Below are 19,094 nucleotides of genomic sequence, written 5' to 3'. Positions count from 1 at the left end.
ATAGTTATAAATCTTATGTTTAGAGAATGCTTTATTGAATGAAAAAATATCGAAGAATGGTAGCACATTACTGCTTGTTTGCTTACTGTATAGCCTGACTTAAACGGCTAATAATTATCGAGTCTAGTGTAGAGTTAGTGCGACTAAATGAGAAGGATGTTTAGAGCAGAGGAGATACTATGCGTCATCTAATGTCGTAAGAGGTGAATTCTAATCTTAACAACTATGACAAGATAGTATCAAAACTCAGGCTGACTAAACTTAACGACAGCAGTTGTCGTGTACGCTAATTGATTGGTGTATTTTTATCAAAATTTATACTATAGTTATTAGACCTCTTGCAAAAGTAGTTGTAAGACACAACGTATATTATTGAACTCTACTTACTTAATAGATATGCCAAACATAAATAAGCTACTCAAACAAAGTAACGCTGGTTTTAAACGCTACACTGGCATTCATAAAGCCACCTTTTATGAGATGCTTGATGCCATGCAAGAGCATGAAGCATCTAAGACCAAATCAGGCAGACCAAGTGTGCTCAGTCTTAAGGAGCAGATACTACTAGCCCTGACTTATTGGCGTGAATACCGCACGCTTTATCATATCAGTATGGACTTTGGTATTCATGAGTCTTCTGCTAGCCGTATCATTCGTAAAGTAGAAGACACACTGATTGACTCTGGCAAGTTTGAATTGCCTAAAAAGCTGCCTAGTCGTGTCGATGAGGACATCAATTGGTCAGTCGTCATCGTCGATGCCACCGAAACCCCTATTGAGCGTCCAAAAAAAACCAAAGCGACTACTACAGCGGCAAGAAAAAACAACACACCTTAAAAGCGCAGGTTATCGTCCATTGGCAAACCGGCTTGATACTTGATGTGCAAACCTGCAAAGGGTCAATCCACGATTTTAAGCTCTATAAAGATACTTGTCCTGATTGGCTTCCTGACAATGCTAAATTACTAGCAGATAGTGGCTATCAAGGTATAGCAAAGCTACATAAGCAAACCTTCACCCCTTTTAAAAAGCCACGTGGTGGTCAGTTACTGGAGATATGCAAACAGGCCAATCACTATCTGGCAAAGTTCCGTATTGTGGTTGAGCACAAAATAGGCTTAATCAAGTTGTTTAAAATCGTGGCTCATAAATATCGCAACCGTCGTCAGCGCTATGATCTTAGAATGAAGCTGTTTGCTGGTATCATTAATTCCGAGCTTAGACTATGACTTTTGCAAGAGGTCTATTGAGCTGGAGATAAATAAAGCATAAATAGAGTTAACCCCCGAGGCGCAATGTCTCACCATATAACTCTGCTATTACTGTCAAATACCAAAAATAATACTAAACAATAGACCTCATTAAAACGATGGTGAAACATTCTGTCTCGTCCGACTGACAAGATAACTCAATCGTTAAAAACTATATCCTCAAATATATTTGATAACGGAGCTTGAAAAGCTGCGGACAGACTCGGCTGAGTCGAATTTGAGATGATAATAAAAATAAAAATTTAAATGCTACGACTAATAATACTAAAAACAAGGAGACGTTATGACAGACGTTAAGAGTACTTTCGGACCAAAACGGATAGACAACATATCTTGGTCAGATACGTCACAACCTTCTAAATTAATTCAAAATGATTTACAGACTAAGCAAAAGACCCCGCTGTTTTATCTTCATAATGAGCCCGTCAATGACTATGAAGAGGACATTTACTTTGTTAATAATAGCGATGAAACATTAAGCTTTGTCGCGCCTTATGAGCTGATGAAGAGGAGCCCAGATTGCACTGAGAGTGTTATTGCTGTCGAGCCAAGTGAATGTGATAAGTCTCTTACTTATACTGATGTTTTGCCGAAGCAAGGCGTGAGAATCGATCGTCAGCACATCATTTATGATAGTGATTATCTCAACCAAATCATTGTTTATACCATGAGTCGTGCTAGCAAAGCGATGTGGGGCGTTTGGCGTTTTAGTGCGTGTGAAAAGGGAATGTTTCCGTCCTTCTATTCTTTGCTGTGGGAGGATGGCACTAAACCTTCAGGAGTTGTAAGTATTGATAAACGAAATGATCCCAAAGATCGTCCTATCCTACCGCCAGTACTGCCCATACGTCAGCAGTTATACCAAAGGTGGTCTGACCACTATGATCGCACGCGCGCGAGTTTTATGGTCGCTATTACAGATGTGATCTATCGTTATGACTTTGGCATGGTGGGCTGTTATTACAATCATATGTGGGATGAATATAGTAGTGAGGCGGAGCAGATTGCCAATCGGCTCATTACAGAAGATGCTGATAGTGTAGATGACGTATTGGCGCTGATGACTGCGGTCTACGATGTATCGTTTGGTGCTGGATATACTACAGTTCCTAAAGCGGTTGCCGAGATCATCTATGGACTGTGGTTAGAATATAAACATAATAAATAAGGGAGAAAGCTATGATGTTTCCAATTGAGAACAACGACACGTTTTTATTGTTCTTTCACGGTCTTGACTCAAGCTGTGAGACCAGTAAGTACACTTGTATTACTCGTGAGCCTAAATACTGCCAAACTGTCAATTATCGAGAGAACTTTAATGAGGTTTTCGATATTTACGAGTCACTTATTCAAGAAAAATTGAAGCAGTATCCACGCGTGGTCTTGGCAGGGCATTCACTGGGCGCTTGGTTTGCCAATCACTTCGCGCATAAATACAATCTACGCGCGCTATTGATCGCGCCTTGTATTTATCCGAGTGAGGTTTTAGCTGATCGTATACCTGAGTTGACTGATAGGAAGCTATCGTTTCCTACCTCAAACACTAAGATGGTGCGGGTCATGGTTGAGATTGAGGACGAATGCTTAGATGTGGCCGTTGCTAGACGTACACTGGTCAATTTACCCGATAGCTGGGAGGTGGATTACTTTGAGCGCGGTCATCACCGAATTGCCCGTAGTAGTGATATCTGGTATCACTTAGTTCATCTGTGTGAAGATCCTATTGTCTGGATGGATGACGCGACATACTATGGGGAAGACTAAGTATAGTCCGTACTCTGAGTAGTCAAAATAAGCCATTGTTACGCACTGTCAGAAAACCCAGACAACTAAGCTGTCTGGGTTTTTTTTAGACTCGTAAGTAGTGATATAATGCCTCTATAATCGATACTTTATAAAGGATAGCGTCATGGCTCGCACCGCTAGCGCATTACACATTTTAGTAAAAGACAAGGAGCTGGCGGAGGATATTATCGCTAAGCTGAAAAAGGGTGTCCAGTTCGATGTATTGGCTAAGAAACACTCAACCTGTCCATCAGGTAAAAAAGGCGGCAGCTTAGGCGAATTTAAAAAAGGCCAAATGGTAGGACCATTTGATAAAGTCTGCTTCAACGGCGAGCTGTTTACTCCGCATTTAGTCAAAACCAAATTTGGTTGGCATGTGGTAAAAGTGCTTTATAGGAGCTAAGCGTTCAAGTCAAAGATGGCTCATAAAGTTTAAGCGGTTATTAATAGACGCTACACACAAAAAAAGCCAGACAACCTCAGTCGTCTGGCTTTAATATTTTGAACAATTTATCTATGATTATGCTCTTGCCAAGTGGCATGCTCGCACACCTCACAGCACCAACTGTCTTTTGCTCGCATAATAGCTATGTCCGCTGGCACTTCTAAAGGACAAATATAGCCACAATAAACGCATTGCACATCATCTAGATAGGCAAAACACTGAGCGACTGTATCAAACAGAATATGAGAACTGATGTCATACTTTCGACAAACTTCTTCCACATGCCCGATAAAATTACTTCTATGATCATACGCCCAGTAATCACTACAGATTTTGAGGTCCCGCGCGTTCTGAGTCATATTAGGCTGAAGCTTTACACTCATAAAGTTCTCCTTAAAAGCCATAGACCGGTTGCGGTAGAAGTCTATAAAACTCGCTTTGCAGCTGCTGACACATCTCATTAACAAGATAATCAGGATTGTCATCCAAGCGCTGCTGTACCCATACTCGCAGTGCCATATGATTATCAAAACAAGATTTCACTCCTAAGAAACGCGCCAACCCCTTACCAGATTGAATACAAAGCTCACGAATGAGCGTATTAGCAATCTGATTGGCATCCTTACTGATCGCACCATCTCGTTTGAATTCAGCAAATAGCTTGTCATAATTGATGATTTTCATTGCGACGTCTCCTTGTCTGCTTTAGCGTCTGAGATAAGTTCTACCATCTTTGCTTTAGAATGACTCGAGTCTCCTATTAACCGCTCTTTACTCGCCAGTAGTAGAGTGTCTATTGCAGAGCCATCCTGTCGAGTAATATCGGGCACATAGCGGCTATACACACGAAATAACATCTCTGTACTGCTGTGACCCATTTGCCGAGCTATCCATTCAGGATTCTCACCAGCAGCCAACCAAAGCGTTGCTGCCGTATGCCGAGTCTGATACGCACGCCGATGCTTAAGACCGAGTAGGGCAAGGGTGGGTTTCCATATCCGACGATTCACATTGCGATATTCCAAAGGATTGCCTTGTGAATTGCAAAATACAAACTCCGACTTGCCATAGGTGACAGACTTTTGATCTTGCAGTGCGTTATATACTAACTGCGACATAGCAATCTCACGCTGCGAGACGAGCGTCTTTGTCGGACCCATCTCACCATTGACTAATGCACCGCGAATACGAATCTCACGCCGATCAAAATCAACGCAGTCCCATTTCAGTCCATCAATCTCACTAGTACGCATCCCTGTGAAGAACCGAGTCGTATAATAGGCCTTATAGTCAGCGCGAACATGCCTTAAAAACAGCCATAATTCAGTAAGTGTAAAGGGATTGACATCAGGCCGAGATTGCTTGAGCGTCTTGATGTTTTTATAAGGCATCTGAAACTCATAGCGATCAGCTGCCTCTTGTAGTATCATACGTAGTGGTACCATGATCTCGTTGATCCGTGCTACAGACAGACTTGACTGGGCATCTTTACCGTAGCGAACTTTGGCGAGGGCGCTACGGAAAGCCAGCAAGTCTGTTTTTTTTATGGCATGGACCGCTTTGCCACCAAACTCAGGCAACAGATACTTATTAAGGATAGTCTGAACCTTATCTTGATAACTCGGTCGCCACTCAATCTTCTTCTCTTCATACCAAATATCAGCGAACTGCCTAAAGGTAGGATTGCGACTGATACAAGCCTCTGCTCTATCAGCCAATGCCGTCATCTCTTTGGCACGTTCACTCTTTGGGAAGTAAGCTGCATAGTCAAAAACACCTAGGGTGATTTCTGCTTCCATTTTTTCGATGATTTTAGCCAGTTTCTTTCGATTAGCTGGAGTATCTGTGAGATTGGTCGTCTCACGGCAACGTATATTCATATATCGAAAATCTACGAATAGCTTGCCACGCCTTGCCCTTATTGAAGCCATGATTTGATTCCTTATTCAAGCTACATTTATTGTAAAGCCATACCATTGATAGCACTCATAACCGGCTTACACATATCCTCTTCGATACGCTCCCATACATAGAGAATTTTGCGACCGCCGAAAGGACGTATATAGTGAATATTCTCAATCAAAACCGTGTCTTTGAGTTGATTGCGGATAGTACGCGCATCGTATTTGATACGATCTGCTAGTTCTTGAGTAGTGAGGTAAGTCTGTGACATAATAGTTCTCCAGTCAGTATTAAATAACTTTCAGTAAACACTTTGTTGTTGCCAACGAGTACTATATTAACAGAAAAGTAGTCATTGGCAAGTACTTTTTACTTACCAATAAGGAATTTATTGTGATTTCATGTAACTTACCTGTTCTTTTAGCAGAAAGAAGATTGCGAGTAGCAGATTTAGTGAGAATGACAGATATAAGTAAATCAACGCTGCATAGAATATATAATGACGATACAACTAGAATTGAGTTCGACACTTTAAGCAAGTTATGTAATGTATTAGAAGTCACGCCAGGAGATATTTTGAAGTACGTACCAGATGAAATAAACGAAGGCGATTTTCCAGAAGAGGAGTAGGTTGACTGTCGTAATAGTTTTTAATGGAAGTGCTAGCTAAAAACTTATTAGAGTTGAAGGGTGATCATGAAGCTGAATAACTTTTTATCTTTAAGTGAAAGCCTTCTTTTTTGAGTGACGATTAGTTTTGAACATTATAAATCTAAAATATATTGCAAAGAAAAAAGAGTCTAAAAAATATATTTTTTGCCAAATCGAAGTTGGGTTCAGAGTCAATATGACACTTAACCTTTTGGGTTAGGTGTCATGAATTTCGATGATATAAATTGTATAGGTTGGGGTCAATTCAGTATTCGCAGTTTTAGGGCAGGGCACGGTTTGGGCACCAAATGGGCACCGCACCGAAAATGAGCTTTTTAATTGAGTAGATAAACTTAACTATAAGAAGATAAATATTCGAAGAAATGCTCTGCAAGCCCCGAAAAATGGACAAAAAAAAGCCTCACTGTGAAGTGAGGCTTTCTTAATATCTGGAGCGGGATAAGAGATTCGAACTCTCGACCCCAACCTTGGCAAGGTTGTGCTCTACCACTGAGCTAATCCCGCTGATTCATCGTTTGATTAACTATCATCAGATGATGAAGGCGTATTATACGCGGTTTTTTTATCCTGTCAACTAAAAAATGACAGAGTGGCAAATATTCGCTTATGAGTCATCATATTTAGTATAACAGAGAGCCCAGTGCCAAGCGATATGGTTAAATCATACTATACGTACGTAGTAGTGGCTATTTGAGATATCTAGCCCTAAGGTACGTTTAGCTATTGCCATGTACAGATATCAGCCTATAGACATCAGACGTCTATCCTTCAACGGTCGTTACAACTCTGCTATATTTATCATAGAGTCATTCTTAAATTTATAAGTGCCTAACCGTTAGTTATCAGTCATCAGAAGGATCATAGTCTCAAGGAGAGTGTCATGCGTTTACTATTTGCTGCAAGCACAATGTCAAATACCCATCCCGCTAGTTATTTATGGACATATCTAGGAGCTGTAGTATTAACGTTTAGTGCCCTTATCTTTAGTACTACTATTCAAGCGAGCAGTGGCTATACGTCCGATTATGCCACTCGAGAATTGGTTGCCAATCCTGATAACTTTAAGCGTATCCGTATTAATGGTAGAGGTGTCTCAGAGGCGGTAGCACCCTGTCCTGTCGCTGAAGGGATCATCGATTGTACTTTAGCTAAGCTGTCCTTGATTAATCTACCGGTGAGAAGCGTGCATGAGGACTATGATTTAGCGCAAGTATTTTATTACCCTAACACTGAACAGCCCACTACGGCAGTTGTCATCATGCAAAAAACAGGCTTGATGGATGATAGTATCAGCGGCCATAGATATCGGGTGAGTTTTAAGCTTGAAGAGGATGATAAATCAAATGCCACTTGGAATTTTGTCCAGTATGGCGAACAACTCCAGTGTGCAAGGGGTGATATGGCGGGTAAGTGGCAAAAGGGAGACTGTGTATAGTGAGTTTGGTATAAAACAACATAGGTTCTAATTTTGTAAAACCAAGCGCCAGTAGCGACACTAGTATGATAGCTTGTTGGGATAATAAAAAAGAAACCGTTAAAAATAAGTTTACTTCATTAAAACTGCTATCAATACCTGTAAAGGACTATAACAATGACAACTAATACCATGACTGAACCTTACACTATCGTTGACTATCTATTTGAGCGTATTGCTGAGGCCGGTGCCACCGAAGTCTTCGGGGTGCCAGGCGATTATAATCTAGCTTATCTTGATAATATTATTGACTCTGATCAGCTTTGCTGGGTAGGTAATACCAATGAGCTTAATGCCGGCTACACCGCTGATGGTTATGCGCGAGAGCGTGGGTTTGCCGCACTGGTCACAACTTTTGGAGTAGGGGAGTTATCGGCTATCAATGCGACCGCCGGCTCCTTTGCAGAGTATGCGCCAGTATTGCAAATCGTAGGCACACCGACTATGCAGCAGCAACATGACAAGCGCCGACTGCATCATTCGTTGGGAGATGGCACTTTTAACCAATTTATAAAAATGGTTGAACCGGTCACTGTCGCTCGCGCTCAGATTACGCCTGAGAATGCCGCTTCTGAGATTGATCGGGTGATACGTATGGTACTCAAGAAGCATCGCCCGGGCTACTTGATGTTATCGCCTGATGTCGCCGCTTTGCCTATTTATCCGCCGACGACTAAACTCGATGACAGTCAAGAGGACATGACTAGTCAAGCGGCGCTAGAAGCTTTTAAAGCGTCCCTAATTGACTTCTTACCTAATAAGACCATTACGATTATCGCTGATTTAATGGTACATCGCTTGGGTCTGCAAAATGAGCTTAAAGCTTTAATTGCAGATACTGAGGTGCCTTATACTACGCTATCCTGGGGCAAGACCTTGCTTGATGAGCAAGACGAGCGCTGGGCGGGGACTTATGCAGGCGACGCTTCACGGCCGGTGGTGAAAGACGCGGTAGAGAACTGTGAGTGCCTGATCAAGATTGGCGTGCAGTTTACTGACACGACCACTGCTGGGTTCAGCCAAGACATCGATGATGAGGTAGTGGTCGATTTGCATTATGAGCGAGCTAGTATCGGCGGCCAAAACTTTGCACCCATCGCGCTCAAAGACTCACTGCAAGCCTTGCATGATGTCATGACTTCTGGAATTGAGATTACGCCAAAACCTCTCAGCGCAGAGGTGCATGCCTTTGAGCAACAAGGCGGCGATGATGAGGCGATTCGTCAAGATGACTTGTGGCATATCGTAGCTCAGCATTTACAATCGGGTAATGTGGTATTTGCTGATCAAGGAACGTCTTATTTTGGTATTAGCGAAGTGCGCTTGCCAGAAGGGGTGACTTTTTATGGTCAGCCTTTATGGGGCTCGATTGGTTATACGCTACCGGCCAGCTTAGGCGCTAGTGTCGCTTCAAAAAACAAGCGTAGTGTACTGCTCATCGGTGATGGTTCAGCACTGCTCACGATTCAAGAGATAGCAATAATGCTGCAGCAGCGCACTAACCCTATTATCGTACTCATTAATAATAGCGGTTATACCGTCGAGCGCGCGATTCATGGCGAAAATGCTCGTTATAATGATATTCCTACCTGTGACTGGCAGCTGATACCGAAAACATTCGGCGGTAATGCAGATAATAGCTTATCACTGAAAGCGACTACCGCAGGCGAGCTTAAAGAAGCACTGAACACGGCAATGGCGACTACTGATAAGCTTATTATGCTCGAAGTCATGACAGATAAGCATGATATACCGCCAATGCTAGCCAAAGTCAGTGCCGCATTGAAGTAAATATAGCTTCGCTACTGAGGTTATATCGCGAGGTTGTATTAAGTAAGGAGCTATGAGATTGGCGGTTTATGTAGATTTTGTGAAGATTGAGTTTAGAGGTTATCAGTGGTGCCATATGCTAGCCGATAGTCTACAAGAGCTGCATGAGTTTGCTACGCTCATCGAGGTTGATCCGCGCCTCTTTCATCGCAATGCTAGCTATCCGCATTATGATATCACCGTGCAGATGCGCGAGGCTGCTTTGGCTAATGGTGCTATCAAAGCCACAAGAAAACAAATTATCGATGCCGCCAAGAAGCTAAAGCTTGAGTTAAACCAAGCTTAATGGCTTTTTTATTCAAAAAAACCTGCTTTATTCTCAGCATAATAGTGAGAAAAAAGCAGGTTTTTAAGACTCATATCTTAACGGTATCTAAAGCCACTAGTCTGGCATATCCGCTAATTGCTTAAGGATACTAGTAAAATTCTCAACCCCTTGCGCGCCACTGACCAGATGCCGCTCGTTGAAGACAATAGCGGGTACGCCTTGCACCCCTTGGCGCTGCCAATGCTGCTCTATCTCGCGCACATCAGGCGCAAAGCGCTGATCTACTAGTACCGCTAGCGCTTCTACGCGATTAAGACCAGTCTCTGCCGCTATATCAGCGAGCACCTCATCATCAGAAAGATTACGCCCATCGGTGAAGTGCGCGGTAAACAGTGCTTGCTTTAGCTCATGCATTTTTCCTTGCGTTTGTGCCCAATGCAGTAACTGATGCAGATTAAAAGTATTATGCATACGCAGCTCGTCAGTGAAGTTAAAGTCAAAGCCGACCTCAGCGCCCGCTTCTGTGATTCTAGCGCGGCTAGCGTCTGACTCTTGCGGAGTTGAGCCGTATTTTTCTATGATATGCTCACGCATATTTTGTCCCTCACTTGGCATGTTAGGGTTCAGCTCAAACGGATGCCAATGAATTTCATAGTCGGTATCAGTCTGCTTTAGGGCTTCTGCTAGTTGTTTATAGCCGACCACGCACCAAGGGCAGACCACGTCTGAGACAATATCGATTCGAAGAGGCTTATTAGTAGTATTCATCAGTTATCCTTATATTTTTTACTTTATTAATTGCTGACTATATAACTGCGAACGATACGACTCGTTTTCAAGACTGCCGGTTTATACTTATAGTCGAACCACTATTAAAGTGTTACAGCGTTAGACTCGTTTAGCCTACTACTGTAGTACTTGCACTCGTCTGCCTTGTACCACTTTTAATATTGATTGACTATATTAAGATCATCTACTTTATATGCCTGTAGTATAAAACCTTTGACGGACTGTTCACTGCTGAACGCTATTAAATGGTAGCGAAACGAGCCAATAGCAGTCATTTGCACGCAGATTTGCTATCATAAGCGCTACTATTTGTAAGGTTTTATTATCGAGCCGCTAGGATAGCCCCTAGTATTTAACTCATAAGTATTTAGCTCACAAGTATTTCGTTATTGGCAACAGACTGTAAGCACAAAAAAGCTAAATAGAGCAGTTATATTTGGCTAAAAAGTAATGCTTTTTTATTTAAAGGTGACATATGAATCAAGTTCAACCTAGGGTAGCGCCGCTAAACAAATGGCCCATGATCAGCCGTGTTTTTCATTGGATAAGCGCACTGCTATTATTAGTGACATGGGCGCTGATGTTTCTTTATGACAATACTGATGACTCGTTTTATGTCGGTTTGCATAAAGCGTTTGGGTTAAGTTTATTGTTTTGGATGCTGGCTCGAGTGATTAGTCGAATATTCACAAAAGCACCACCTGCCGTGCCAATGCCAAAATGGCAACATATCATTGCTAAGTTCACCCACTTTGCACTTTATGCGCTACTGATAGCGATGCCGGCAGTCGGGCTGTTGATGTCTGTTTATGGCGGCCGAGCCGTTGATATGTTTGGCTTGTTCGAAATTCCGGTGTTCGTTACCCCAGATCGCGGTTTGGCGCGTACCTTTAATGATTGGCATACAGAGATCATTTGGCCGCTGATTCTTGCCTTTACTGCCGCTCACATTGGCGCGGCGCTATACCATCAATTTATCCAAAAGGATAAGCTGATAAAGCGTATGTGGTAGCGCTGATGACGTCGTTTATAATGATTGACTGATGTTTTGCTAAATACTGCTTGGGGTAGTGATCGTTATGCGTACCAAAAAAGACCGTATTCGGCATACTTTAAGCTTTGAGATTATCGGGTTGCTCATCTTTGCGCCATTGGCAAGCTTGGTCTTTGGCTTTGAGCTGCATACGATGGGCGCTATAGCGCTAGTAGGCTCTCTTGTCGCGACCGTGTGGAACTATTTTTATAACATCTTATTCGACAAGGCCATGCTAAAACTGCGCGGTAGGGTACAAAAAATTGTGCCAATAAGAGTGCTGCATGCCATTTTATTCTAAGGCGGTTTGCTGTTACTATTCCTGCCATTTATAGCGATATATCTAAACATTAGCCTGTGGGAAGCGTTTAAGATGGATATTGCGATGGCGACCTTTTATCTTATATATGCCTTTGTATTTAACTGGGTCTATGACCAAGTCTTTCCTATACCTAATACGGCAGCGGCTTAGGCCGAGCTTAGCGTTTTAAGTTTTTTCGATGAGTGTTGTATGATAAATAAAAGGGGTTTGCTTATTGGGCAAACCCTTTTGTCATGACACCATTAACTAAAAACTTGTCTTGAGCGGTTAATTGGATTACTTGGCAATAGCCGCTTGGCTGATACCATCAAGGGCTTTAGCGATATTGGCCAGCTGTCATAACTCATTAAACTTGTCTGTTTAACACAACCCTCATAGCAAGCTTCTAGCGGATACGTTTAGCTAGTCAAGGATAGGTAATGTCACCAAAAATATTGACGCACATCTCAACCCAACTGGCCTTTGTGATAGCGGCTATCGTCATCGCTATCATGGGCGTGACTATGATAGGGTTTGGCTGGGTGCCACATCTATCTTTGCTACTCGCTATTTGCGTCTTATTAGCGATCGGCTTATTTAAAGGATTGAGCTTCGATGATATGCAAGCGCAAATGGCCTCAGGTGTCATGCGTGGTATCGGTGCAATCTATTTGTTCTTTTTTATCGGTCTAATGATAGCGGCTTTGATGATGTCGGGGGCGATACCGACCTTAATGTATTATGGCTTTGAGCTGATATCGCCAGAGTTTTATTACCTCTCTGCTTTTGTTTTAACCTCAATTATTGGCGTGACTTTAGGCAGTAGCTTAACGACTGCGGCGACTTTAGGAGTGGCGTTTATTGGTATGAGCCATGCTTTTGATGCCAATGTCGCTATTGCTGCTGGGGCAGTGGTATCTGGGGCGTTTTTTGGCGATAAGATGTCACCTTTGTCTGATACCTGTACGATTGCCTCCTCAGTCGTTGGTATCGATCTGTTCGAGCACATTCGTAATATGATGTACACCACCGTACCGGCGTGGTTATTGACGGTTCTGTTGTTTTGGTTCTTCTCGGGAGACACGGCAGGCTCTAATCTGGGCCAAGTGACGTTACTACAAGCGCAGCTGATTGAGAGCGGCCTAGTGCACAGCTACGCAGTATTGCCTTTTGTCGCTTTAGTTGGGCTGGCGGTCTTTCGTGTTAATGCTATCTATACGATTATTAGCACGATCAGCGTGGCGCTACTGATTACTTATTGGCATAGCGCACCAAGCTTTGGGGAGCTTGGCGGTTATCTGTTTGGCGGTTACGCGCCTGCAGAGTCGCTAGCGCTTGGTGAGGTTGCTGGCATGCTCTCACGCGGCGGCGTACAAAGTATGTTCTTTACCCAAACGATTGTAATATTGGCGCTGAGTTTAGGCGGGCTGCTGACAGCTTTAGGGGTGCTGCCGGCGCTATTATCAGGAATCAAAGCGTCTTTGACCTCATCAGGACGAGCGATATTTACCGCTGCCATGTCGGCGCTGAGTATCAACGTACTGATTGGTGAGCAATATTTGAGTATTTTAATCTCAGGGACGTCTTTTCGCTCGACCTTTGAGCGCTTAAACTTGCACCCCAAAAACCTCTCTCGCACCATTGAGGATGCCGGTACCGTTATCAATCCGCTAGTGCCTTGGAGCGTCTGCGGCGTGTTTGTTAGTCAAGCTCTAGGGGTGCCTGTCCTTGATTATCTGCCGTATGCTTTTTTCTGTTATCTGTCGTTATTATTGACGCTCATCTTTGGCTTCACCGGCGTGACTATTAGTCCTGCCAAAAGTACCGAACCCAAAAATAAAGCGGTTTAAGCCTAAGACTAAAATGGTTTAATCAAGGCGGGCTCAGATACCGCTTAGTACTAAGACTTAGCCTCAATGTCACATAATATATAGCATGTTAATATATGTTATTGTATATTGATGAGGATTGAATTCCTGTGTTATCTTCAAAGGTAGTTATCATTTATATTGCTTAAGGAGATATCGATGCTGTTTGAAAAAATAAAAACCCCGGGGCTCTCGCACCTATCCTATCTATTTGGCTCGAACGGGCAAGCGGCAGTGATTGATCCACGTCGCGACTGCGCTATTTATATCGAAAAAGCACGAGCCGCTGGGCTTAAGATTACCCATATATTTGAAACGCATCGTAACGAAGACTTAGTCTCAGGCGCGCCTATATTAGCAAAGCTTACTGGTGCAAGCGTCTATCACGGGCCTAATCCAGAGCGTGAAGTCGTTTATGCACAAACGGCGCGGGAAGGCGACTGTTTTGCGATTGGTCAGCTTGAGATACAAGTGCTAGAGACTCCTGGTCATACCTTTGATCACCTGGCCTATGTGATGTTTGATAGCGCTTATCCTACCAAGGCTGTGGGCGTATTTACTGGTGATGCGCTATTTGTCGGTGATGTGGGGCGCACAGATTTTTATCCTGACAAGCGCGAAGAGGTCGCCGGTCTGCTTTATGATTCGCTACAAAAAATCCTAGCCTTAGGCGATCAGGCGATGATCTATCCAGCTCACGGTGCCGGTTCGGTTTGTGGCTCAGGTATGGCAGATCGTGAGTTCTCAAGTGTCGGCCATGAGAGATTAAATAACCCAAGGCTACAAATCGAGAGCCGAGATGAGTTTATCCAAGCGAAGATTAACGAGAATCATTACCAACCGCCTTATTTTAAGCTCATGGAACGCCTTAACATGGATGGAGGCGATGCCGCGCCGCGCATTATGCGCCCCGTCAATTTGTCGCTTGACGAAATCAGCAGCTCTGAAGCCGATCACCTGATAGATATTCGCGAGCCGCTTGCTTATGCGGCTGGCCATCTACCGGGTTCTATGAGTCTACCTGTTGGGATGATTTCTGCTTTTGCAGGTTGGTTCATCGCTGAGGGCGAGAGCATAGCGCTGATTGCCTCGGATGAGGAACAGCTAGCGACGGCGATGACGCATCTTGTGAGAATTGCTTTGGATAATATTGTAGGCGGTTATGTCGGTGTCATTTCCGCGGCCAAACAAGGCAAGAGTATGGAGCAGACGCCGATGATAACGACCGAGGCAGTCAAATCGCGTCTTGAAGGTCATGCTAATACTAAAGCTAGCAAGGCTTGGACATTACTTGATGTCAGAGATGTTAATGAGAGAAACGAAGCTGCGATAGATGAGTCTGAGCATATCTATGTCGGTCATCTGAACGAGCGTTGGCGTGATCTTGACCCACAGGAGCATTATACCTTGATGTGTGCTAGTGGTCAGCGAGCGACAGTCGCGGCAGGATGGCTAGCAAGCAAAGGTTTCAAGTATCTCGATATTTATCTTGGCGGAATGAGTGCTTGGCAGGCTGAGCAAGAGTAATACTTATGAGCTTATATTAACTAAGTAGGCTGGACTATCCTATTGACTAGTAATGTGCTAATTTACTTTAGTAAAAAAAGCATACCAAAGCTTGCGGCCTTCTGCATTAAACTGACGCACAGTATCAAAAAAGCGCTGCCGGGCTGATTCTTCGACTAAAGGTGCGGGCAATAAAGGATCAAAAACGACATTGCGAATAGCAAAATCGCCAAGAAGATAAGCGTCACGCAGCGCCGTTTCATTATCGAGACTATGCTGAGTCTTCTGCCAGTCGCTCAGCTGATTTGATACTTTCTTATAGTGTGCTTCGAGTTGCATCTGCGCCCACAGGCCAAGTGACTTCTTTTGTCTATCTTTATCAAAGTGGCTGGCTTGAAACACTGCAGCTTCAGGCTCTAGTTGCAAATCGAATAGCCGTGACCTTATCCCTTCAACACCGCCGCTCAAGTTATTAGGACGAATATAAAGCCCAGCATCTAGCTCACGAAAGCCTAATAAGGAAAGCGCTCTCATACGGGCGCGCAGTATTTTGCGATCGCTACGCGGCAGCCCGCCGGTAGTGACCGCTATCCATGAGCTATCCCATGCTGTAACGCGCTTATCCGCGTGCTCCCAAGCGGCAACGTCAGCGCCTAACTTCTTAGCTTTTGGGCCTAAGCGATAAACAGCAGCATCCACCGCCTCTACCAATTCCGCTTGCGTCAAACGAGCCATAGTCACTCGTATATTGTTTTCCTTGATCGCAAACAGCCTGCCTGCACGAATGATCTCCGCTATGCTCAGCGTCTCCTTGTCAGCCACTGTCAGTAAACGCAAAATGAGAGGGCGAGCGGCTGGCCATTGGTAATTACATTCTTTGACAAGATATGATTTCATATGTAATACTCTGGGTTGAGTCATTTATTATTAAGTTGTTTATTATAATCAAATACGGGACATTATAAGCATTCAGTAAGATAAGTGATAAGTAACAAGGATAGTTAGCCAAATATTATGAAGGATTGCTATGAAAAATACCGAGCAGATGTCAACGACCCATCAATTCAGCACCCATGAAGTCAATAATCAACCTACTGCTTTAGCGAATTATAACGCTTGGGAGACTGATGACGCGCTAAAAGAAGCTGTCATTCGCGAAGGCGCGTCATGGGCAAGCGATCATCTGAGCGAGTTTGGCGCCCGTACTGGTGGTGATATGGTAGACAAGGGCTTTGCTGCCAATGAAAACCCTCCTAAATTTCGCCCCTTTGATCGCTATGGTCACCGTATAGACGACGTCGAGTTTCATCCTGCCTATCATGAGCTAATGACAGCGGGCGTATATTATGGCATGAGTAATTTTGCTTGGCGTAACGAGGGTCGCCAAAGTGCGCATGTGGCGCGAGCGGCCGTTATGTATTTAGGCTCACAAGCAGAAGCCGGTTTTGGCTGTCCGATGTCGATGACTTACGCCGCGATTCCGGCTTTGCGTCATAACACAAGGCTCGCTGAAAAGTGGATACCAAAACTGCTATCGACAGAATATGATCCTCGTAGCTTACCTATGGAGCAAAAGAGCGGCTGTACAATTGGCATGGGGATGACCGAAAAGCAAGGCGGTTCTGACTTAGGGCGCAACAGCACTAAAGCCGTTAAGCAAAGCGATGACAGTTATCAAATCATTGGGCATAAATGGTTTTATTCTGCGCCTATGTCTGACGCTCATTTAGTACTCGCGCAATCTGAAAACGGGCTTAGCTGCTTTTTAGTACCAAGGTTTCGCCCTGATGGCACGCTCAATGCCGTACGGATTCAGCGTTTAAAAGACAAGCTTGGCGACTGGTCGAATGCTTCCTCCGAGGTAGAATTTGCCGGTGCTTTTGGCGAATTAGTAGGAGTAGAGGGCAGAGGTGTTGCCACTATCATTGAGATGGTAGCCTTAACGCGGCTCGATTGTATGATAGGGTCAGCCGCGCAAATGCGGCAAGCGGTCGTGCAGGCGATTCACCATACTTCTGGACGTGAGGCTTTTGGTGATTTACTAATCAATCAACCGCTTATGCGCAATGTGCTTGCTGACTTGGTATTGGAGTCTGATGCGGCATTGGCCTTGACTATGAGAGTGGCGCGCGCCATTAGTCTGCTTGAGACCGACTCACATGAGGCTGCGCTGGCTCGCATCGCCACTGCCATTGGCAAATATTGGATATGTAAGCGTACGCCCGTGTTAGTCAACGAGGCACAAGAGTGTCTCGGCGGTATTGGTTATGTCGAAGAAAATATTATGCCGAGACTTTATCGTCAGGCACCGCTCAACTCAATTTGGGAAGGTAGCGGCAATATCCAGTGCTTAGATGTGCTACGTGCCTTAAATAAAGAGCCCGCTACTCGTGAGGCGTTGTTTACTGAGCTGCAAAGTGCGGCTGGTAAAGACAGTTATTTTGATAAAGAGCTTGGGCAACTAGCAAGTTATTTTGAAGAGGTAGAGACATTAGAGTTTAGAAGCCGCTACGTCATCGAGCGCTTGGCGTTGATGCTGCAAGCTTGTATCCTGCTAAATACAGAAAATAAAGACATAGCAGCAGAGTTTTGCCGCTCACGTTTGGGCGGCGCGCACGGACTGGCGTTTGGTACGCTCAGTCCAGATGCACCCATAGATCAGCTGATCGAACGCGCTGCGGGTGCCACAAAGTCTATGGCTTAGCATTTTTTACTAGCTACTTAGTCAGCTCGATAGTACCGTTAGCGGTAACAGAGACGGTACTATTACCTGATTCAAAATTTTGACTTGGTACCGAAGACTCAGCATCAGCGGCGCGCATGCTGCTATACATTGGACGTGGGTAGTCGGTGTTGCCAGCATTGAGGTTGACGCTGACCACGCGATAACCGCGCGCATCCCAAGCACGAGTGAGGTTTTTGGCCTGTTGCTGAAAAGCGCGAGACGCTTCCGTCATCAGTTTTTGCTCTAGCGCATCTTTTTTACTTTCTGAGACACCAAAGTTTAGATTATTCATCACTAAGGTTTCTTGCAAGTCTGCAATAAGCTGGCTTGTTGCGGTGAAGTCGGTGCTTTTTAGATCGATATTAGCTTGACCGGTCCAGCCGATGATTTTGTCGTTTTTGTCGTAACGTGGATAAGTGTGCTGCTGGCCAGTACTGACGGTAACGCTAGGGTAGCGCTTAGCAATTGCCAGTGCTCTATTGATTGACGTGTTCAATGTTGTAGCCAAAGCCTTAGCATCGCTCGCTTGTGCCTTTTTATACAGGCTTGCGCGCACTTCGTCATTGGCAATGTCTTCTTTAACTTGCGTCTCAAAGGTAAGCTGATCATAACCGGAGGGTTCAGCATGGGCGGTACTCATCGCTGCACTCAATAAAAAAGCACTGCCAGTTATGAAAGCCAGTTTATTCGTTAAGTTTTTCATCGTAACTCCTTATATAAATAGTTTTAAAAGCATATAATTTAATAGTTTTTTAGAGGTTATTAACATAACAAACCTGATAATAAATAATATAAGTGTTTTGTCACAACCTTACTGCTTTCTAGCAGCGTTAAAAATGGCGATAATATCTAAGCCCAATTCACTTTGGCGTGAAAAGCTATCGTTTGTAGCGTTAGGGGTTGTAAAATAGAAAAAAGTAAGTATAATTTGCAACTGGTGGCTCCATTGGTAGCCTCGCAACAGTGTTCTATGAACCCCGCCAGGACCGGAAGGTAGCAACGGTATTAGATTCATTGTGTGCCGAGGATGTGCTGATGGAGTCGCTTTTTTTTGTCTAAAATTTAACTGTTATTGATTTGCTGTTCGATTTACCTGCCCTGCTAGAGGGTTTTTTTTGGGTCAAAATTTTGGGTCAGCGCCATCAGTAACTAATAAAATAGCTAGATGAGTAGCTTGCATCCTGCTCGCTTAAAAGCTACGATATTGAGTCTAAATGAGTAGGGT

The 19,094-nt window shown here is 44.0% G+C and carries 21 protein-coding genes, 1 tRNA gene, 1 other RNA gene and 1 pseudogene; 16 read left to right on the top strand and 8 right to left on the bottom strand.

Annotation, left to right across the window (positions count from 1 at the left end; all coding sequences use genetic code 11):
• The first annotated feature begins 396 nt into the window (after nt 1-396).
• From JMY03_RS08885 to JMY03_RS08865, 5 genes and pseudogenes are all read left to right on the top strand, one after another.
• A complete protein-coding gene (locus JMY03_RS08885; RefSeq protein WP_201600943.1) occupies nt 397-837 on the top strand; it encodes a transposase family protein in 441 nt (146 codons plus the stop codon).
• An 8-nt stretch (nt 838-845) separates the two neighbouring features.
• A pseudogene (locus JMY03_RS08880) lies at nt 846-1,229 on the top strand (transposase family protein); the annotation flags it as partial.
• Nucleotides 1,230-1,554: 325 nt separating this feature from the next.
• Nucleotides 1,555-2,439 (top strand): hypothetical protein, encoded by an 885-nt coding sequence (locus JMY03_RS08875; protein ID WP_201603047.1) that lies wholly within the window; start codon nt 1,555-1,557, stop codon nt 2,437-2,439.
• 11 nt (nt 2,440-2,450) lie between these two features.
• Nucleotides 2,451-3,035, top strand: coding sequence for a YqiA/YcfP family alpha/beta fold hydrolase (locus tag JMY03_RS08870; RefSeq protein WP_201603046.1), 585 nt, complete (start codon nt 2,451-2,453; stop codon nt 3,033-3,035).
• Nucleotides 3,036-3,180: 145 nt separating this feature from the next.
• Complete coding sequence (locus tag JMY03_RS08865; RefSeq protein WP_192993525.1) at nt 3,181-3,459, top strand: peptidylprolyl isomerase; 279 nt, start codon at nt 3,181-3,183, stop codon at nt 3,457-3,459.
• 107 nt (nt 3,460-3,566) lie between these two features.
• Here JMY03_RS08865 and JMY03_RS08860 read toward each other — a convergent pair whose 3' ends face one another.
• Genes JMY03_RS08860 through JMY03_RS08845 form a run of 4 tightly spaced genes read right to left on the bottom strand, consistent with a single transcriptional unit; the run spans nt 3,567 to nt 5,674 of the window.
• Entirely contained in the window at nt 3,567-3,884 is a 318-nt protein-coding gene (locus JMY03_RS08860) for a hypothetical protein (protein ID WP_201603043.1), read from the bottom strand.
• A 10-nt stretch (nt 3,885-3,894) separates the two neighbouring features.
• Nucleotides 3,895-4,185, bottom strand: a complete 291-nt coding sequence (locus tag JMY03_RS08855; RefSeq protein ID WP_201603042.1) for a hypothetical protein — start codon at nt 4,183-4,185, stop codon at nt 3,895-3,897.
• Complete coding sequence (locus tag JMY03_RS08850; protein WP_201603041.1) at nt 4,182-5,432, bottom strand: Arm DNA-binding domain-containing protein; 1,251 nt, start codon at nt 5,430-5,432, stop codon at nt 4,182-4,184. Before JMY03_RS08850 ends, JMY03_RS08855 begins: the two co-directional genes overlap by 4 nt.
• Nucleotides 5,433-5,458: 26 nt before the next feature.
• Entirely contained in the window at nt 5,459-5,674 is a 216-nt protein-coding gene (locus JMY03_RS08845) for a hypothetical protein (protein WP_021815097.1), read from the bottom strand.
• A gap of 122 nt (nt 5,675-5,796) precedes the next feature.
• Here JMY03_RS08845 and JMY03_RS08840 point away from each other — a divergent pair, with 122 nt between their 5' ends.
• On the top strand, nt 5,797-6,033 hold the full coding sequence (locus tag JMY03_RS08840; RefSeq protein ID WP_201559540.1) for a helix-turn-helix domain-containing protein: 237 nt from the start codon (nt 5,797-5,799) through the stop codon (nt 6,031-6,033).
• Between the two features lie 471 nt (nt 6,034-6,504).
• On the opposite strand, the gene JMY03_RS08835 is transcribed toward JMY03_RS08840, so the two are convergent.
• Nucleotides 6,505-6,579, bottom strand: a tRNA-Gly gene (locus JMY03_RS08835).
• A gap of 376 nt (nt 6,580-6,955) precedes the next feature.
• Here JMY03_RS08835 and JMY03_RS08830 point away from each other — a divergent pair.
• The 3 genes from JMY03_RS08830 (at nt 6,956) to JMY03_RS08820 (ending at nt 9,665) form a co-directional block, all read left to right on the top strand.
• A complete protein-coding gene (locus tag JMY03_RS08830; protein WP_025646833.1) occupies nt 6,956-7,510 on the top strand; it encodes a hypothetical protein in 555 nt (184 codons plus the stop codon).
• 171 nt (nt 7,511-7,681) lie between these two features.
• The gene (locus JMY03_RS08825) at nt 7,682-9,340 is read left to right on the top strand and encodes an alpha-keto acid decarboxylase family protein (RefSeq protein WP_201603307.1); all 1,659 of its coding nucleotides are present in this window, start codon (nt 7,682-7,684) and stop codon (nt 9,338-9,340) included.
• Between the two features lie 58 nt (nt 9,341-9,398).
• The gene (locus tag JMY03_RS08820; protein WP_201559546.1) at nt 9,399-9,665 is read left to right on the top strand and encodes a DUF4031 domain-containing protein; all 267 of its coding nucleotides are present in this window, start codon (nt 9,399-9,401) and stop codon (nt 9,663-9,665) included.
• Between the two features lie 96 nt (nt 9,666-9,761).
• Here the strand turns inward: JMY03_RS08820 and JMY03_RS08815 are convergent, their stop codons facing one another.
• A complete protein-coding gene (locus JMY03_RS08815) occupies nt 9,762-10,415 on the bottom strand; it encodes a DsbA family oxidoreductase (RefSeq protein WP_201603040.1) in 654 nt (217 codons plus the stop codon).
• Nucleotides 10,416-10,911: 496 nt separating this feature from the next.
• Here JMY03_RS08815 and JMY03_RS08810 point away from each other — a divergent pair, with 496 nt between their 5' ends.
• From JMY03_RS08810 to JMY03_RS08790, 5 genes are all read left to right on the top strand, one after another.
• Nucleotides 10,912-11,448 carry a cytochrome b gene (locus JMY03_RS08810; protein ID WP_201603039.1) on the top strand — a complete coding sequence of 179 codons (537 nt, stop codon included), beginning with the start codon at nt 10,912-10,914 and terminating at the stop codon, nt 11,446-11,448.
• A gap of 67 nt (nt 11,449-11,515) precedes the next feature.
• Entirely contained in the window at nt 11,516-11,770 is a 255-nt protein-coding gene (locus tag JMY03_RS13305; protein WP_201603038.1) for a chlorhexidine efflux transporter, read from the top strand.
• Between the two features lie 6 nt (nt 11,771-11,776).
• Complete coding sequence (locus JMY03_RS13435) at nt 11,777-11,941, top strand: chlorhexidine efflux transporter (RefSeq protein WP_201603037.1); 165 nt, start codon at nt 11,777-11,779, stop codon at nt 11,939-11,941.
• A 269-nt stretch (nt 11,942-12,210) separates the two neighbouring features.
• Nucleotides 12,211-13,620 carry a Na+/H+ antiporter NhaC family protein gene (locus JMY03_RS08795; protein WP_201603036.1) on the top strand — a complete coding sequence of 470 codons (1,410 nt, stop codon included), beginning with the start codon at nt 12,211-12,213 and terminating at the stop codon, nt 13,618-13,620.
• 177 nt (nt 13,621-13,797) lie between these two features.
• Nucleotides 13,798-15,165, top strand: a complete 1,368-nt coding sequence (locus JMY03_RS08790; RefSeq protein ID WP_201603034.1) for an MBL fold metallo-hydrolase — start codon at nt 13,798-13,800, stop codon at nt 15,163-15,165.
• Between the two features lie 57 nt (nt 15,166-15,222).
• Here JMY03_RS08790 and JMY03_RS08785 read toward each other — a convergent pair whose 3' ends face one another.
• Complete coding sequence (locus JMY03_RS08785) at nt 15,223-16,041, bottom strand: PaaX family transcriptional regulator C-terminal domain-containing protein (RefSeq protein ID WP_201559533.1); 819 nt, start codon at nt 16,039-16,041, stop codon at nt 15,223-15,225.
• A gap of 130 nt (nt 16,042-16,171) precedes the next feature.
• Between JMY03_RS08785 and JMY03_RS08780 the strand changes: the two genes are divergently transcribed.
• Nucleotides 16,172-17,848: an isovaleryl-CoA dehydrogenase gene (locus tag JMY03_RS08780; RefSeq protein ID WP_265089625.1), complete on the top strand. Its 1,677-nt coding sequence runs from the start codon at nt 16,172-16,174 to the stop codon at nt 17,846-17,848.
• A gap of 13 nt (nt 17,849-17,861) precedes the next feature.
• Here the strand turns inward: JMY03_RS08780 and JMY03_RS08775 are convergent, their stop codons facing one another.
• The gene (locus tag JMY03_RS08775) at nt 17,862-18,572 is read right to left on the bottom strand and encodes an SIMPL domain-containing protein (RefSeq protein WP_201603032.1); all 711 of its coding nucleotides are present in this window, start codon (nt 18,570-18,572) and stop codon (nt 17,862-17,864) included.
• Nucleotides 18,573-18,813: 241 nt separating this feature from the next.
• Between JMY03_RS08775 and ffs the strand changes: the two genes are divergently transcribed.
• Nucleotides 18,814-18,910, top strand: an RNA gene (gene ffs / locus JMY03_RS08770) — signal recognition particle sRNA small type.
• Nucleotides 18,911-19,094: the final 184 nt, after the last annotated feature.

This window comes from Psychrobacter submarinus, from assembly GCF_904846685.1.
Lineage (GTDB): Bacteria > Pseudomonadota > Gammaproteobacteria > Pseudomonadales > Moraxellaceae > Psychrobacter > Psychrobacter submarinus.
Note: the sequence above shows the minus strand (reverse complement) of the source record. Positions and strands in the feature narration are given on the sequence as shown.

Bases quoted from the DNA above. Each gene is read 5' to 3' on its own strand.
- JMY03_RS08780 (WP_265089625.1), top strand. From the start codon at position 16,172: ATGAAAAATACCGAGCAGATGTCAACGACCCATCAATTCAGCACCCAT.
- JMY03_RS08845 (WP_021815097.1), bottom strand. From the start codon at position 5,674: ATGTCACAGACTTACCTCACTACTCAAGAACTAGCAGATCGTATCAAA.
- JMY03_RS08860 (WP_201603043.1), bottom strand. From the start codon at position 3,884: ATGAGTGTAAAGCTTCAGCCTAATATGACTCAGAACGCGCGGGACCTC.
- JMY03_RS08825 (WP_201603307.1), top strand. From the start codon at position 7,682: ATGACTGAACCTTACACTATCGTTGACTATCTATTTGAGCGTATTGCT.
- JMY03_RS08815 (WP_201603040.1), bottom strand. From the start codon at position 10,415: ATGAATACTACTAATAAGCCTCTTCGAATCGATATTGTCTCAGACGTG.
- JMY03_RS08830 (WP_025646833.1), top strand. From the start codon at position 6,956: ATGCGTTTACTATTTGCTGCAAGCACAATGTCAAATACCCATCCCGCT.
- JMY03_RS08810 (WP_201603039.1), top strand. From the start codon at position 10,912: ATGAATCAAGTTCAACCTAGGGTAGCGCCGCTAAACAAATGGCCCATG.
- JMY03_RS08850 (WP_201603041.1), bottom strand. From the start codon at position 5,432: ATGGCTTCAATAAGGGCAAGGCGTGGCAAGCTATTCGTAGATTTTCGA.
- JMY03_RS13305 (WP_201603038.1), top strand. From the start codon at position 11,516: ATGCGTACCAAAAAAGACCGTATTCGGCATACTTTAAGCTTTGAGATT.
- JMY03_RS08870 (WP_201603046.1), top strand. From the start codon at position 2,451: ATGATGTTTCCAATTGAGAACAACGACACGTTTTTATTGTTCTTTCAC.
- JMY03_RS08875 (WP_201603047.1), top strand. From the start codon at position 1,555: ATGACAGACGTTAAGAGTACTTTCGGACCAAAACGGATAGACAACATA.
- JMY03_RS08790 (WP_201603034.1), top strand. From the start codon at position 13,798: ATGCTGTTTGAAAAAATAAAAACCCCGGGGCTCTCGCACCTATCCTAT.
- JMY03_RS08795 (WP_201603036.1), top strand. From the start codon at position 12,211: ATGTCACCAAAAATATTGACGCACATCTCAACCCAACTGGCCTTTGTG.
- JMY03_RS08855 (WP_201603042.1), bottom strand. From the start codon at position 4,185: ATGAAAATCATCAATTATGACAAGCTATTTGCTGAATTCAAACGAGAT.
- JMY03_RS08775 (WP_201603032.1), bottom strand. From the start codon at position 18,572: ATGAAAAACTTAACGAATAAACTGGCTTTCATAACTGGCAGTGCTTTT.
- JMY03_RS08785 (WP_201559533.1), bottom strand. From the start codon at position 16,041: ATGAAATCATATCTTGTCAAAGAATGTAATTACCAATGGCCAGCCGCT.
- JMY03_RS08865 (WP_192993525.1), top strand. From the start codon at position 3,181: ATGGCTCGCACCGCTAGCGCATTACACATTTTAGTAAAAGACAAGGAG.
- JMY03_RS08885 (WP_201600943.1), top strand. From the start codon at position 397: ATGCCAAACATAAATAAGCTACTCAAACAAAGTAACGCTGGTTTTAAA.